The following is a 14,583-nucleotide window of genomic DNA, read 5'->3' on the forward strand; positions in this document are numbered from 1 at the left end:
TGTGAGTGTTCAGAGCACCTTACCGGGGTTCATCAACCCCTCCGGGTCCAGCGCCTGCTTGATGGTTTCCATGAGCTTGAGCGCCACCGGGTCCTTGTAACGGCGCAATTCCTTGCGTTTCACCATGCCGATGCCGTGTTCGGCCGAGATCGAGCCGTTCATCCCGGCGACGATGTCATGCACGATCCGGTTGAAGGCGGGATATTCCTCGAGGAAGTCCGCATCGGTCATGTCGAGCGGACGCGACAGGTTGAAATGCAGGTTGCCGTCGCCGAAGTGGCCAAAGGGCACGACCCGCACGGAGGGCATATGCGCGCGGCAGGCCGCGGGCGCCACATGCAGGAACTCCGCCACCTTGGAGACCGGCACCGCCACGTCGTGCTTGATCGAGGCGCCTTCGGGCTTCTGGCTTTCCGAGAGGTGTTCGCGCAGGTTCCACAGCGCGTTGCGCTGCGCCTCGGAGGCCCCGATCACCGCGTCGAAGATCTCTTCCGCCTCGAAGGCCTCCCCCAGCACCGCTTCCATGCGGGCGTCGAGATCGGCATTCGCATCGGGCGAGGTCAGCTCGACCAGGCAATAGGCCGGGTGGACCTCGGCCATGGGATCGGTGCAACCGGGCGCGTGGTCCAGCACCATCTGCAGCGCCATCCGCTCGATATACTCGAAGGTCGAGAGGCTGTCGGCGGCCTGCGCGCGCATCCGGTCATAGAGCGCGAGCGCCGCATCGGGCCCCTCGCAGGCGACCATGGCGGTGGCGCGGGTGGCGGGCTTGGGGAAGAGCTTCAGCACTGCGGCGGTGATGATCCCCAGCGTGCCCTCGGCCCCGATGAAGAGGTTCTTCAGGTCGTAGCCGGTGTTGTTCTTGCGCAGCCCGTTCAGGTCGCTGAGGATCTCGCCATCGGGCAGGACGACCTCCAGCCCCAGCACCAGCTCACGCGTGTTGCCATAGCGCAGGACGGCCGTGCCGCCCGCGTTGGTGGCAAGGTTGCCACCGATCTGGCAGGAGCCCTCGGAGGCGAGCGACAGCGGGAAGAGACGCCCCGCCTCCTCTGCCGCCTGCTGCACGGTCAGCAGGATGCAGCCCGCCTCGACCGTCAGGGTGGAATTCAGCGGATCGACCTCGCGGATGCGGTTCATCCGGTCGGTGGCGAGGATCACCGCGCCCTGCGGCACGCCCCCGCCCACGAGGCCGGTGTTCCCGCCCTGCGGCACGATAGGCACGCCCGCCGCGCGGCAGGCCTTGACGATGTCCGAGACCTCCTGCGTCGAGCCGGGCCGCACGAGGGCAAGCGCCAGCCCCTTGTAGAGGCCGCGATCCTCCACGATCCGCAGGGCCATGTCGCCCGCGTCGGAGGTGACGTAGGACGGGCCGACGATCCCTTCGAGGGTGGCATAGAGGCCCTCCGGGAGGGCCTCCAGCGCCGGTTTCGGCTGGGCTTGCACGTTCATCGCCCTGCCCTCACGCCGTCTGCTTGGCGAGGGCCGCCTTGCGCAGCGCGGTGATCGTCGTGCGCGAGGAGATCTGCTCGGGGTCGGTGACCAGTTCCAGCACCGCCGGACGGCCGCTTTCGCGGGCGCGGGTCAGGGCAGCGGCGAAGTCCTCGGTCTTCTCGACCCGCTCGGAATAGCAGCCCAGACCCTCGGCCATGCGGACGAAGTCCTGGTTCTTCAGCGTAGTGCCCGAAACGCGCTCGGGGTGGTCGCGCTCCTGGTGCATGCGGATCGTGCCGTAGACGCCGTTGTTGAAGAGCAGGACAATCGGCTTGGCGCCGTATTGCGCGGCGGTGGCCAGTTCGTTGCCGCTCATCATGAAGCCGCCGTCGCCCACGAAGGACATCACCAGCCGCTCGGGGTCCATCAGCGAGGCCGCCACGGCGGCGGGCACGGAATAGCCCATGGCACCGCAGGTGGAGCCGACGATGCGGCCCGGGCGCCCGAAGCGCAGGAAGCGCTGTGCCCAGCCGGTGTGGTTGCCCGCGTCCAGCGTCACCACGAGGTCATCGGGCAGGCTGTCGCGGACCTGCGCAAGCGCCACGCCCATGTCGAGGGTCCAGTCGCCGCCGTTGGGCGCCTCGGTGTCGGCAAGGTAGTCGCCGTGCACCGCAGCGCACCAACCGGCCCAGTCATCGGCCTTGCCAAGCTCGGCACCGTCCAGCGCCGCCGCAAGGACGGAGGGCGCGCAGGCCAGCCCGAGGTCGGGGGTATAGACCCGGCCCACCTCGTCCGCGTCGGGGTAGACATGGACCAGCCGGATGCCGGGGTTCGGCGAGGCCAGCGATTCATAGGTGCGGGTCGTCATCTCGCCCAGACGGGCGCCGATGACCACCAGCAGGTCGGCCTCTTCGAGGCGCTTGTAGAGCGAGGGTGCGGTCGAGGTGCCGAAGTCGCCACCGTAGACCGGCGAGAGGTTGTCGACGATGTCCTGACGGCGGAACGAGGTGGTGACGGGGATGTTGTTCGCCTCGGCGAAGCGGGAAATCGCGGCGGCGGCATCATCGTCCCAGCCCGAGCCGCCAAGCAGCAGCATCGGCTTTTCGGCGCCCGCCAGCTCGGCCTTCAGGGCCTCGACGTCGGCGGGGATGATCCCGGCCTTGGTGGGCTCGTAGGGGCGCGCATCGGCCACGGCCACGGCATCGGTCAGCATGTCCTCGGGCAGCGCGATGACCACCGGGCCCGGACGGCCCGAGGTGGCGACGCGGAAGGCGCGGGACATGTATTCGGGAATGCGGCGCGCGTCGTCGATCTGGGTCGCCCATTTGGCGATCGGGCCGAACATGGCGCGGTAGTCGACCTCCTGGAAGGCCTCGCGGTCCGTGGTGTCGCGGGCGATCTGGCCCACGAGCAGGATCATCGGCGTGCTGTCCTGCTGCGCGATATGGACGCCGATGGCGGCGTGGCAGGCGCCGGGGCCGCGGGTGACCATGCAGATGCCGGGCTTGCCGGTCATCTTGCCATAGGCCTCGGCCATGTCGGCGGCGCCGGCCTCGTGGCGGGCGTTGATCAGGGTGAAGCGGTCCTTCACGTCATGCAGGGCATCCAGCACCTCCAGGTAGCTCTCGCCGGGCACGCAGTAGGCGGTGTCGGCGCCGTGGATCAGCAGTTGATCGACGAGGATCTGGCCGCCGGTGCGGACCGGGTGGGAGGTGGATTGCAGCATGGGGGTCTCCGTTTCACGGGGGGTGTTTCTGGGCATGCCGGGTCCGGGCGGAGACCTTGGGCGGGCTCCGAGGGGCATGGGGGGAGAAAAAGCCCCGGCCGGATGGCCGGCCGGGGCGAAGGGTGCTTACTCGCCGACCTGCGCGACCGGCTGGGCCTGGGTCCGCGTCAGCTGCCGGGCCAGCACGAGGCCGGTGCAGACGAGGCCCGCGACCGTCACCCGCCAGTCGGGGTAGATCATGCAGAGCGCGCCGACGAAGAGCAGAGCGGCCTGCCAGTGGTCGAGCTTGCCGTAGAAGAACCGTTGCAGCGCGGCGGCCAGCAGGATCACACCCAGCGTGGCGAAGGTCACGACCACGACGATGTTCAGCCAGTCACCCTGCAGCAGGATCGAGGGCTCGTAGACGAACATGAAGGGAACGATGAAGCCCGTCATGCCCAGCTTGACCGCGGCGATGGACGCCTCGACGATCTTGGCCTGGCTCAGCGTGTTCGCGGCATAGACCGCCATTGCGACCGGCGGCGTGATGGCCGAGAGGATCGCGAAGTAGAACACGAAGAGGTGCGCCGCCTCGACTTCCACGCCCAGTTTCACCAGCGCCGGCACCAGCAGGGCAACCTGCACGATGTAGGCGGGGGTGGTGGGCATGCCCATGCCGAGGATGATGCCCGCGATCATCGAGAGCAGCAGCGCGATGACAAGGGTGTCCTGCGCGGCGGAGATCACGAAGTTCGAGAAGGTCAGGCCAAGGCCGGTGATGTCGATGACACCGACGACGATACCCGCACAGGCACAGGCCGCGGCGATGGAGAGCACGTTGCGCGCACCGCCTTCGAGGGCTGCGAGGATGTTGTCGATGGTGACATAGTGACGGGTGGTCTTGCGCAGGGCCGCAACCGGCACCACCGAGATCACGCCGCAGAGTGCTGCGTAGGGGGCGGAGTAGCCCATCATCAGCACGCCGATGATGACGGCCAGCGGCAGGAAGAGGTGGCCACGTTCACGCAGCACCTGCTTCATCGGCACCTGGTCCTCTTTCGGGACCGAACCGATGCCACGGCGCTTGGCCTCGAAGTGGACGGCGGCGAAGAGCGCGACGTAGAACAGGACCGCGGGGACGATGGCGTATTTGGCAACCGTCAGGTAGCCGACGCCGAGGTATTCCGCCATCACGAAGGCGGCGGCACCCATCACCGGCGGCATGATCTGACCGCCCGTGGAGGCCACGGCCTCAACCGCACCGGCAAAGGCGGGCTTGAAGCCCATGCGCTTCATCAGCGGGATCGAGAAGGTGCCGGTGGTCATCACGTTGGCCACGGCCGAGCCCGAAACGGAGCCGAACATGCCCGAGGTCACGCAGGCCACCTTGGCGGGGCCGCCAGCCTGACGACCGGTGAGTGCCACCGCGAAGTCCATGAAGAGCTGGCCCACGCCCATCCGTTCGACCAATGCGCCGAAGAGGATGAAGAGCACCATGTAGGTGGCCGACACCGAGATCGGGATACCGAAGATGCCTTCGGGGGTCATGAACAGCTGTTCGAGGATCACGCTCGGCAGGGTCGAGGTGAAGAAGAGGCCATAGGCCATGAAGCAGATCGCGGTGATCGGCAGGACCGGCCCCAGCATCCGCCGGGTCGCTTCCAGCAGCAGCACCACGAGGGTGATGCCCACGGCGATGTCCATCGGCTCCAGCGGGTCCACGTAGAGGAACCGCATGTAGATGTATTCGAGGTTCAGCGAGGGATAGAGCGCCGCCAGACAGGCGATGCCGCCCAGCAGGATGTCGTACCAGCGCGGCACCTCCTGCTGACGTCCCTTGTAGTCATGGGTCAGGTAGATGAGCAGCAGGGCCAGGGCCACGTGCACACCACGCATCACATAGGGGTTGGGCGGGCCGGCAAAGGCCACGTAAAGATGCCACAACGCCATGCCGATCAGGATCAGACGTACGATCCTCGATAGCAGCGGTATGTGTCTTGAGAACAGACTCAGGCTCATGGCGATCCTCCTCTTGGCGCCCGTGGGAACCGCACCGCCCCTTCAGACGCCGTCCCGGTTCCATTCGCTCTGTATGTACCGCCCTGCCCCTCCTGTGGCGCGGACGGAGAAAGGCGGGGCCACGATGCAGCCCCGCCCGGTCATCCCCAGGGGGATGATCAGTTCATGCTGACGCCGCGGGACTCGTAGAATTCCTTGGCGGCGGGGTGGAACGGCACACCGATGTCGGTGGCCATCATGTCCACGGTCAGGCCGGCCATCGACTTGGTGATCGCACCAAAGCTGTCGATGTTGTCGGCGATCGCGCCCAGGACAGCCTTAACGATCTCGCCGTCGAAGTCGCAGGCCGCGACCATGTGGGTGTCATAGGAAATCGCGTGCTTCACTTCGTCGATGCCCGGGTAGGAGCCCGGCTTGACTTCACGCAGCTGGAAGGCGGCGTTCATGTCCTTGAAGTGCTTGAAGGTTTCCTCGTCGATGTCGATCATGTTGATGTCGCGCGACGAGGCGAGGTCCATGACCGAGCCGGTGGGCAGCGAGGAGCCGAGGGTGAAGATGTCGGCATGGCCGTCCTTCATCTGGCTGGCGCTGTCCGAGTAGGACGTATGCGCGACCGACTTCATGTCGTCGAAGGACAGGCCGGCGGTGCCGAGCAGTTCGCGGGTGAGGTATTCACCGGTGTTGCCGAGCTGCTGGGTGGTCAGGTCGTGGCCCTTCATGTCCGCAACCGAGTTGATGCCGCTGTCCGCGGTCACGACAACCTGGAAGTACTGCGGATAGAGCACGCCGATGTTGCAGACGTTGGTGGTCGCCTTGCGGAAGGGCTCCTTGCCTTCGAGGCTGTCCACGGTCGAAATCGAGTTCGCGAAGGCGATCGGGAAACGACCCGCATCGACGCCCACCACGTTGGCCACGCCCGCGCCGGGGGTGACGGTGATCGACAGGTCGGGGATTTCCTTTTCCACGATGGCCTTGATCGCGCCGCCGACGGGGAACCAGGACCCGCCCTGCTGGCCGGTGGCCATCACGAATTCATTGGCCTGCGCGGCCACGGCCCCGGATGCAACGATGGCAGCCACGGCAACTGCGCCGCGGGCGGCTTTGAGAACTTGAGACATGTAACTCCTCCCGAGTTTTGCTGACTGAGCTCAGGGCCGGCCGCGCGGATCTCCTGTCCGCAAAGCCAATGGTCCTGCCCGTCGCTCCTCCCTGATACGACACGGGCGTGCCGTCTTGGGCAACTTCCCCCACAAGGTGACAACTTGTCAAACGAAAATACAAGTCAGCAGCGTTCTCTTTGCGCTTGCCAAACAAAATATGGAGATAAACCCTTATTTTGCAGGTGCAGAAACGATTCTGCTGGCGTCCGAACCTGTAAGGTCCTCATATTGACATCTTATAATACAAGTGTACCGTCGATCCCCGGAGGAGACTGTCAATGAGCGAGCTTTTCGGGAAATCCGTGTCTCTGACGCGCGGGTCAACGCTGAGCGATCAGGTGACCGAGGCGTTGCGCCAGAACGTGACCAGCGGCGCCTGGCCCGTGGGCAGCATGTTGCCGTCCGAGGCCATGCTTTGCCAAGAACTTAATGTCTCCCGGACCGTCATTCGCGAGGCCGTCGCGCGGCTGAAGGCCGAGGGTCTTCTGTCCAGCCAGCAGGGGCGTGGCGCCTTTGTCGCCTCCAACCGCTCGCGGCTGGGGTTCTCCATCGACGCGGGGGACGTGGACAACCGCCGGACGCTTGGACAGATTCTCGAACTGCGCATGGGGATCGAGATCGAGGCCGCCGCCATCGCCGCCCGCCGCCGGACCGAGGCCGACCTCGACACGATTCGCGAGGCAGTGGAGGCCTTCGCCGCGCAGCAGCGCCACAGCCCTGAAAACGCCCGCGCGGGCGTGGAGGCCGACCTGCGCTTCCACCGTGCGATCTGCGAGGCGACGCGCAACAGCTATTACCTCGCCTTCTACGACTATCTCAGCGCCAGCCTGCGCGAGACGATCGAGGCCGGCCGTGAACGCGCCCTGCAACGGGGCGGCGACAGCCGCGAAGCGGCCGAGGAACACCGCTCCATCGTCGAGGCGATCGCCGAACAGGACATGTTCGCCGCCCGCAAGCGGATGAGAAAGCACCTCGAACTGTCGCGCGACCGTCTGCTGGGGCAGCTCTGGGACCATCAGGGAGAGCAGAGCGACCTGCATCGCAACGACCGGCCCGAGGCGGCGGAGTGACCTGCGCCCGCCCGCCCCATGGAACCGCCCTGCCCGCCGCGCTTCACGCCGCGTTGCAGGCGCCCGACCGGCTGACCATTGCGCTGAGTGGCGGGATTGATTCGCTGACCCTCTCCGCTGCCGCAGCCCTCGCCCGCGACGGGCAGGTCTCGCTGGTGCATGCCGTCTCCGCCGCCGTGCCTGCTGCCGCTACCGCGCGGGTGAAACACTTCGCCGAGGCCCGCGCCCTGCCCCTGCGGCTGGTGGATGCGGGCGAATTCGCCGATCCGCGCTATCGCGCAAACCCGGTGAATCGCTGCTATTTCTGCAAGTCGAACCTCTATGGCACCCTGCGCCGTCTAGCGGGCGACGGGGCCATTGCCGCGGGCACCAACCTCGATGACCTCGGGGATTACCGCCCCGGGCTTCAGGCCGCAGACGAACATGCCATCCTGCATCCCTTCGTGGCGGCAGAGATGCCGAAATCCGAGGTCCGCGCCCTGGCCCGGCGCCTCGGCCTCGGCGATCTGGCAGAGCTGCCCGCCGCGCCCTGCCTTGCCAGCCGGATCGAGACCGGCCTGCGGGTGGAGCCTGCCGAACTGGCGCTGATCGACGCGGTGGAGAGCGCGCTGCGCGACCGGCTGGGCCCTGTCACCCTGCGCTGCCGCCGTCTGCCCGATGCCCTTGCGATCGAGATCGACGCCGCGACCCTTGCCGCCCTCACGGCGGACGCGCAGGCCGAGCTGACCGCGCAGGCCCGCGCCGTGGCCGCCGCCCACGCTGCCGACCACCTGCCGCTGCGCCTGCGCGCCTACAAGAGAGGGAGCGCCTTCATCCATGCCTGAGGACCGTTTCGACAGCGACCCGAACGTGACCTTCGACCGCGACCGCCAGCTGCGCATCGGGCTGGAGGAGGCCGTGCTGGCCGAATTCAAGACCGTCGATCAGGTCTCGGCCATCCTTGGCGATGCCATCGCAGAGGGCCGCCGCCTGCTGCTGACCCGCCTGACCCATGACCAGCATGCCGCCCTGCCCGAGGCGCAGCGCGCGGCCATCGACTATTGCCCGATCTCACGGACCGCGATCCTCGGCGACCTGCCGCCGCAGGCGGTGACCCCACGGGTGGCCCTCGTCAGCGCGGGCACCTCGGACGCGGGCCCGGCGCTGGAGGCGCAGCGGGTGCTGGCCTATTCCGGCCTCTCCGCCACCATGGTGGCCGACGTGGGCGTGGCCGGGCTATGGCGGCTGCTGCGGCAGGAGGAACTACTGAAGTCCATGCAGGTCGTCATCGTCTTTGCCGGCATGGATGCGGCGCTGCCCTCGGTGGTGGCGGGCCTCGTGCCGGGCATGGTGATCGCGGTGCCCACCTCGGTCGGCTACGGCGTGGCGGCGGGCGGCCAGACGGCGCTGAACGCCACGCTGGCCAGCTGTGCGCCCGGCATCCTCGTGACCAATATCGACAACGGCTATGGTGCCGCCTGTGCCGCGCTGCGCTTCGCCCGGGTCACCGCACCGGCCATGGCCCAGGCCACCCCGCCGCGCGACGCGTTTTGACATGTCCGACAGCCTGCGGATAATACCCCCCCATACGGGGCCCGGGATCGGGTCCGTGGCAACGGGTGGCATCGGAATGGACAACGGCAAGCTGACGATCCGCAAGCGCAAGACGCTCTCGGACCAGCTCTATGGCCAGATCCTCGAACAGATCGTCTCCGGCACCCTCTCGCAGGGGGAGAAGCTGCCCTCCGAGAACCAGATCTGCACCGCCTTCGAAGTGTCCCGCCCCGTGGTCCGCGAGGCCCTGCGCAAGTTGCAGGAGGACGGGCTGATCGAGGCCCGTCGCGGCGTCGGCTCCTTCGTGCGCAAGCGCCCGCCGCAGGGGCTGATCGAATATACCACCGCTGACAGCGTCTCTGGCCTCATGCGCGCCATGGAAGCCCGGATCGTGCTGGAAAAGGAAACCGCCCGCCTCGCCGCCATGCGCGCGGAACCCCGCGACATCGCCAAGATCGAGGCCGCCATGGAGCGGCTGGAACAGGCGATGCAGGCCCGCGAACCGGCGGGCGACGCGGATTTCGACTTCCACCTCGCCGTGGCAGAGGCCAGCGGAAACGAGGTCTTCGTCACCATGCTGACCGCCGTGCGCGACGTGGCCGAGCGGACGATCCAGGTGGCGCAGAGCATCACCCGCGCCGGCACGCAGGCCCGCATCGACCGCGTGGCCCGCGAACACCGACAGGTGCTGGAGGCGATCAAGGCCCGCGATGGCGAGGCCGCCGGTCTGACCATGGCCTATCACCTGCTGCAGGCGCGCCAACGTGTGACGGACAACGCGCGGGACGATTGATCCGAGAGGTCACGGGCGGCGACTGAGGCGACGTCACGGGCGGCGTTCAGGGTGAGTGATCCGCCGCGTCACGCAAACGGCCCAAGACCTGGGCGCCTGCGGGTCATGCAAGATGCTGAGACCGTGATCCCTTGCCCCGGCGGCAGCGCCTGCGATCCCTGATAAAATCGCTGTCCTTTGGGCCGCCCCCATCAGCAGTTTGCAAAGTGGCGAGAGGTGGTTTGCAAAGCAACCCGCCCCCTCCGTCCGGCCAATCCAACTTTGCAAACAGCCCACACGAGATTTGCAAACCACCCCTAGAAGGCACCGACGGCAAGCCTGCTGCCCCACTGGCCTCTGGAGCGCCCCCGCTCAGCGACCGCCCGCCAAATGCCACCGGCCCCATACGAATGTGCGGGGCCGGTGAGTCTTGCGTAGGATGTGCCGGACTGGTGCGCTCGATCAGATCGGCCCTGCCAATTTGGGCCTGACCAACCTTTTTCAGATCGGCCGGGCGTTATCAGCAGGCCCCCATCACCCTGATCTTATCAGCAGGAATTGATCAATTCAGCCCGACCCAATCGGGAGCGATCAATTGCCCGCCTACGACCGCCCGGCGATCAGGTCTTCCATCATGCCGCGCTCTTCCTCGGTCAGGTCAGTGAGCGGGGCGCGCACCGGGCCGGTCTCGAAGCCACGCAGGCTGACGCCCGCCTTGATCGCCGAGACCGCGTAACCGGCGCAGCGGTCGCGGATCTTGGCGAAGGGATAGTAGAACTCCCGCAGCAGCCGCTCGCAGGTGGCATCGTCGCCCTTGCTGAAGGCATCGAAGAAGCTCAGCGCCGTTTCGGGCACGAAGTTGAAGACGGCCGAGGAATAGGTCGGCATCCCCGCCCCGCGATAGGCCTGCGCGAAAAGCTCGTGCGTGGGCATCCCGCCGATGTAGGACAGCCGGTCGCCCATCTGGATCGTCACCCGGCGCACCGTGTCGATGTCACCGGTGCCATCCTTGAAACCGATCAGGTTGGGGCATTCCTCCGCCAGTTGCTCCAGCGTCTCGGCCGAGACGCGCGAGGCGCCGCGGTTGTAGACGATGACGCCCATGTTGGTGGATTTGCACACCGCGCGGATGCGGTTCGCAACGCCTTCCTGCGGGCCCTCGGTCAGGTAGTGCGGCAGCAGCAGGATGCCGTCGCCGCCCGCCGCTTCGATCGCCTGCGCCATGTCGCAGGCCATACGGGTGCCATAGCCGCAGCCCGCGATCACCGGCGCGTCGCCCGCCACCTGACGGGCGACCTTCACCACCTCGACCACCTCGTTCGGGGTGAGGGAGAAGAGCTCCCCCGTGCCGCCGGCCACGATCAGGCCGGCAACGGGATAGGAAGAGAGCCAGTCGAGATGCGCGGCGAAAGGCTTGGGCGCGAAACGGTCCTGATCGTCGAAGGGCGTCACCGGGAAGGAGAGCAGCCCGGTGCGGATCAACTCCCGCAGGTCGGTCGGTGCAATCATGCCTCTGGCCTCACTTTATGTCCGCGGGCAGGATCGAAGCCGGCACGTTCTGATAGCTCACCGGGCGCAGGAAGCGGCGGATCGACATCGTGCCGACGCTGGTCGCGCCGAAGTTGGTGGAGGCCGGGTACGGGCCGCCGTGGACCATGGCGTCGCAGACCTCGACACCGGTGGGGAAGCCGTTGACCAACACGCGGCCCGCCTTGCGCTCCAGCACGGGCAGCAGGCGGCGGGCATCCTCGGCGTCCTCGTCATCCATGTGGATCGTCGCGGTGAGCTGGCCCTCGAAACCCTTGGCAAGGCCGACCATCTCGTCGACCGAGTTCACCCGCACCACGAGGCCGAGCGGGCCGAAGACCTCTTCGCCGAGCGCGTGATCCTGCAGATAGGTCTCGGCATCGGTTTCATAGAGGTTGGGCAGCGCGCCGCGGGGGCCAGCGTCCTTGGCCAGCAGCGGGCGCACGGCGTTGCGACCGTCGAAACGGGCCTTGCCGTCGCGATAAGCCTTGGCGATGCCGTCGGTCAGCATGACCTGCTCACCCACCTGATCCAGCGCCACGCGGGCCGCGTTGACGAAGGCGTCACCGGCGGCACCCTTCTCGACCACGGCGATGCCGGGGTTGGTGCAGAACTGGCCCGCGCCCATGGTCAGCGACCCGGCCCAGCCGGCGCCCATCTGCGCCGCGCGCGTCTTGACGGCCTCGGGCATCATGAACATCGGGTTGACCGAGCCCAGTTCCCCGAAGAAGGGGATCGGCTCGGGCCGCTGCGCGCAGAGGTCGAAGAGCGCACGGCCCCCGGCCAGCGAGCCGGTGAAGCCCACGGCCTTGATCAGCGGATGCTGGACGAGCGCGCTGCCGACCTGACGATTGCCGCCCTGGATCAGCGAGAAGACCCCGGGGTGCAGCTTGCAGCGTTCGATGGCGGCGTGGATCGCCTCGGCCACGATTTCACCGGTGCCGGGATGGGCGGAGTGGCCCTTGACCACCACGGGGCAGCCTGCGGCTAGGGCGGCTGCGGTGTCGCCCCCGGCGGTGGAGAAGGCGAGCGGGAAGTTCGAGGCGCCGAAGACGGCCACCGGGCCGATCGGGCGCTGCATCAGCTTGATGTCGGGACGCGGCAGCGGTTCACGGTCCGGCAGTGCCTTGTCATGACGGATGTCGAGGTAGGCGCCGTCGCGGATGTGCTGCGCGAAGAGACGCAGCTGGCCGGTGGTGCGGCCACGCTCGCCCTGCATCCGCGCCACGGGCAGACCGGATTCGCGGTGCCCGATCTCGGTGATCTGCTCGGCGCGGGCCTCCATCTCGTCGGCGATGGTCTCAAGGAAGACCGCACGCTCTTCGCGGGTGGAATAGCCGTAGCTCCAGAAGGCTTCCTCGGCGGCTTCACAGGCGGCCTCGACGTGATCCACGGTGCCGACGGAGAAATCGTGCTGCGGACCCTCGAAGGGCTCGTTCTTGAAATGCGACGGGCCTTCGACCCAGTCGCCTGCGATCAGATGCTTGCCGTGCGGTGTGAAATGAAGTGCGTTTCCGTCCATGGTCCCCTCCCGAGAGATGGTATCTTGCGTTTCATGTGCACTAATATTTTAATTCACCCACCCCGTCAACCGGCGGGGTCCCGTTGCGCTGCCCTGCAGCAAGGGTTAGCGTGACAGGCGAGTTACAGGGGATAAGGCGATGACAAATCTGGGGTTTCTGACACCGGAACGACCTGCGGGCGGCTCTGCCGCGACGCGGGTCTTCGAGGATTTGCGCCGCCGGATCATCGCGCTGGAGCTTCCGCCGGGCACGCCCTTCCTGCGCGCAGAGCTGGCGCAGCGCTATGACGTGAGCCAGACGCCGATCCGCGAGGCAATGCAGCGGCTGGAGCAGGAAGGCCTTGTGAAAGTCTATCCGCAGTCCAAGACCGTGGTCACCAAGATCGACGTGCCGCAAATTTACGAGGCGCATTTCCTGCGCACGGCGGTGGAGATCGAAGTGGTGCGCAGGCTTGCCGAAGAGCCCCCGAAGGAGACGCTGGCCCGCGCCCGCTCGCTTCTGCGGATGCAGGAGGCGGTGAAGGACGACCCGGCGCAGATGGCCGTGTTCCAGGAATTGGACGAAGTGTTTCACCAGACGCTTTTCGACGGGATCGGACAGGGCGGCATTCATGCGCTGATCCGCGCGCGCTCTGGCCACCTAAACCGGCTGCGGCGGCTCGACCCGCCCTCGGGCGAGAAGATCGCCTATATCCTGCGGGGGCATGGCGAGATCCTCGACGGGATCGAGGCCCGAGATCCGGAGGCGGCCACGGTCGCCATGCGCGATCACCTCAGCCGCACGGTGGCGCGGGTCGAGGAGCAGCGCGTGGAACATCCGGATTTCTTCAGCTGAGGTTGAGGCGCGACACCCGGCAGGGGCAGCGGTCCACTGTCTGAAGCGGGCATATGAAACGGCAGGGCGCAACCGCCCTGCCCTTTGTCGTCTATACGGCCCCTGCGGGACACGAATTACGGCTTCAGCCGCGACACCAGCCCGTCCATCTCGCGCGCGAGCAGCCAGGCGTCGCCCGCGATGGCCACGAATTCGACCCCCTCGTCGAAGAACTTGCGCGCCACCGCCTCGCCGTAGCCGAGGATACCGGCCGCCTTGCCGCCTGCATGGATCGCCGCGACCGCCTGCCTGATCAGCGCCTGCACCGGCTCGGCCCCGACCTGCCCGGCATAGCCCATCGCCGCCGAGAGGTCGCCCGGCCCGATGAAGATCGCATCCACGCCCGGCACGGCGGCGATCTCGGGGATATTGGCGACGGCCTCGGGGGTTTCGACCTGCACGATCACGCAGATCTCGTCGGCGTAGCGTGTCAGGTAGTCACCCTGCCGCGCATAGTCATTGGCGCGGATCGTGGCCGAGATGCCGCGCACCCCATGGGGTGGATAGCGCGTCCAGCTGACCGCGCGGGCGGCGTCTTCGGCGGTCTGGATCATCGGGAACATGATGTTGCGCGCCCCGATGTCGAGCAGCCGCTTGGTCATGGTCTGATCCGACGACGGCGGGCGCACGATGACCTCGGCGGTGGAGGTGCCGGCAGCGCCCCGGGCCGCGCGCAGCTGATCAGTGATCTGGCTCAGGTCGTTGGGTGCATGCTCCATGTCCACCAGCAGCCAGTCCACGCCCGAACCGGAGGCGATCTCCGTCACGGTGGGCGAGCAGAGCGACAGCCAGATCCCGGGCAGACGCGCCCCCGGTTTCAGCACTCCCTTGAGCGGTTGCGACGGCATGTCCTGTCCTCCTCCAAATCAGATCGGGGCAGATCGCCCCTCGACAAGTCACCTGATACGGTAATATATCAGTTCGAGCAAGCACCGAGTCGCCGGTCCCGGACCGGCCCCCGCCAGCTGGC

Annotated in this window: 12 protein-coding genes; 5 read left to right on the top strand and 7 right to left on the bottom strand. The window is 67.2% G+C overall.

All coding sequences use genetic code 11. The features are described 5' to 3' along the window. Window positions 1-9: 9 nt before the first annotated feature. From LCM32_RS10795 to LCM32_RS10810, 4 genes are all read right to left on the bottom strand, one after another. The gene (locus LCM32_RS10795; protein WP_224821078.1) at window positions 10-1,449 is read right to left on the bottom strand and encodes an FAD-binding oxidoreductase; all 1,440 of its coding nucleotides are present in this window, start codon (window positions 1,447-1,449) and stop codon (window positions 10-12) included. Between the two features lie 10 nt (window positions 1,450-1,459). Continuing rightward, window positions 1,460-3,157, bottom strand: a complete 1,698-nt coding sequence (locus tag LCM32_RS10800; RefSeq protein ID WP_224821079.1) for a thiamine pyrophosphate-binding protein — start codon at window positions 3,155-3,157, stop codon at window positions 1,460-1,462. Between the two features lie 126 nt (window positions 3,158-3,283). Further along, window positions 3,284-5,155 (bottom strand): TRAP transporter permease, encoded by a 1,872-nt coding sequence (locus tag LCM32_RS10805; RefSeq protein ID WP_224821080.1) that lies wholly within the window; start codon window positions 5,153-5,155, stop codon window positions 3,284-3,286. A 158-nt stretch (window positions 5,156-5,313) separates the two neighbouring features. Then, complete coding sequence (locus LCM32_RS10810; protein WP_224821081.1) at window positions 5,314-6,273, bottom strand: TAXI family TRAP transporter solute-binding subunit; 960 nt, start codon at window positions 6,271-6,273, stop codon at window positions 5,314-5,316. Window positions 6,274-6,593: 320 nt separating this feature from the next. On the opposite strand from LCM32_RS10810, the gene LCM32_RS10815 reads away from it, so the two are divergent. The 4 genes from LCM32_RS10815 (at window position 6,594) to LCM32_RS10830 (ending at window position 9,711) form a co-directional block, all read left to right on the top strand. Next, the gene (locus tag LCM32_RS10815) at window positions 6,594-7,385 is read left to right on the top strand and encodes a FadR/GntR family transcriptional regulator (protein ID WP_224821082.1); all 792 of its coding nucleotides are present in this window, start codon (window positions 6,594-6,596) and stop codon (window positions 7,383-7,385) included. After that, window positions 7,382-8,209: an adenine nucleotide alpha hydrolase gene (locus LCM32_RS10820; protein WP_224821083.1), complete on the top strand. Its 828-nt coding sequence runs from the start codon at window positions 7,382-7,384 to the stop codon at window positions 8,207-8,209. The genes LCM32_RS10815 and LCM32_RS10820 overlap by 4 nt, the downstream gene beginning before the upstream one ends. Beyond that, a complete protein-coding gene (gene larB, locus LCM32_RS10825; protein ID WP_224821084.1) occupies window positions 8,202-8,918 on the top strand; it encodes a nickel pincer cofactor biosynthesis protein LarB in 717 nt (238 codons plus the stop codon). Before LCM32_RS10820 ends, larB begins: the two co-directional genes overlap by 8 nt. A gap of 76 nt (window positions 8,919-8,994) precedes the next feature. Beyond that, window positions 8,995-9,711 (top strand): FadR/GntR family transcriptional regulator, encoded by a 717-nt coding sequence (locus LCM32_RS10830; RefSeq protein ID WP_224821085.1) that lies wholly within the window; start codon window positions 8,995-8,997, stop codon window positions 9,709-9,711. 582 nt (window positions 9,712-10,293) lie between these two features. Here the strand turns inward: LCM32_RS10830 and LCM32_RS10835 are convergent. Together LCM32_RS10835 and LCM32_RS10840 are read right to left on the bottom strand one after the other, a co-directional pair. Next, window positions 10,294-11,196 carry a 5-dehydro-4-deoxyglucarate dehydratase gene (locus tag LCM32_RS10835; protein WP_318246193.1) on the bottom strand — a complete coding sequence of 301 codons (903 nt, stop codon included), beginning with the start codon at window positions 11,194-11,196 and terminating at the stop codon, window positions 10,294-10,296. A 13-nt stretch (window positions 11,197-11,209) separates the two neighbouring features. Then, the gene (locus LCM32_RS10840; RefSeq protein ID WP_224821087.1) at window positions 11,210-12,739 is read right to left on the bottom strand and encodes an aldehyde dehydrogenase (NADP(+)); all 1,530 of its coding nucleotides are present in this window, start codon (window positions 12,737-12,739) and stop codon (window positions 11,210-11,212) included. Window positions 12,740-12,878: 139 nt separating this feature from the next. Here LCM32_RS10840 and LCM32_RS10845 point away from each other — a divergent pair, with 139 nt between their 5' ends. After that, window positions 12,879-13,574 (top strand): GntR family transcriptional regulator, encoded by a 696-nt coding sequence (locus tag LCM32_RS10845; RefSeq protein WP_224821088.1) that lies wholly within the window; start codon window positions 12,879-12,881, stop codon window positions 13,572-13,574. A 116-nt stretch (window positions 13,575-13,690) separates the two neighbouring features. Here LCM32_RS10845 and LCM32_RS10850 read toward each other — a convergent pair whose 3' ends face one another. After that, complete coding sequence (locus LCM32_RS10850; protein ID WP_224821089.1) at window positions 13,691-14,461, bottom strand: HpcH/HpaI aldolase family protein; 771 nt, start codon at window positions 14,459-14,461, stop codon at window positions 13,691-13,693. Between the last annotated feature and the right edge of the window lie 122 nt (window positions 14,462-14,583).

Source organism: Pseudooceanicola nanhaiensis (assembly GCF_020171315.1).
GTDB lineage: Bacteria > Pseudomonadota > Alphaproteobacteria > Rhodobacterales > Rhodobacteraceae > Pseudooceanicola > Pseudooceanicola nanhaiensis_A.

Coding starts and splice junctions, on each gene's coding strand:
- LCM32_RS10795 (WP_224821078.1), bottom strand. CDS start 1,449: ATGAACGTGCAAGCCCAGCCGAAACCGGCGCTGGAGGCCCTCCCGGAG.
- LCM32_RS10800 (WP_224821079.1), bottom strand. CDS start 3,157: ATGCTGCAATCCACCTCCCACCCGGTCCGCACCGGCGGCCAGATCCTC.
- LCM32_RS10805 (WP_224821080.1), bottom strand. CDS start 5,155: ATGAGCCTGAGTCTGTTCTCAAGACACATACCGCTGCTATCGAGGATC.
- LCM32_RS10810 (WP_224821081.1), bottom strand. CDS start 6,273: ATGTCTCAAGTTCTCAAAGCCGCCCGCGGCGCAGTTGCCGTGGCTGCC.
- LCM32_RS10815 (WP_224821082.1), top strand. CDS start 6,594: ATGAGCGAGCTTTTCGGGAAATCCGTGTCTCTGACGCGCGGGTCAACG.
- larB (WP_224821084.1), top strand. CDS start 8,202: ATGCCTGAGGACCGTTTCGACAGCGACCCGAACGTGACCTTCGACCGC.
- LCM32_RS10830 (WP_224821085.1), top strand. CDS start 8,995: ATGGACAACGGCAAGCTGACGATCCGCAAGCGCAAGACGCTCTCGGAC.
- LCM32_RS10840 (WP_224821087.1), bottom strand. CDS start 12,739: ATGGACGGAAACGCACTTCATTTCACACCGCACGGCAAGCATCTGATC.
- LCM32_RS10845 (WP_224821088.1), top strand. CDS start 12,879: ATGACAAATCTGGGGTTTCTGACACCGGAACGACCTGCGGGCGGCTCT.
- LCM32_RS10850 (WP_224821089.1), bottom strand. CDS start 14,461: ATGCCGTCGCAACCGCTCAAGGGAGTGCTGAAACCGGGGGCGCGTCTG.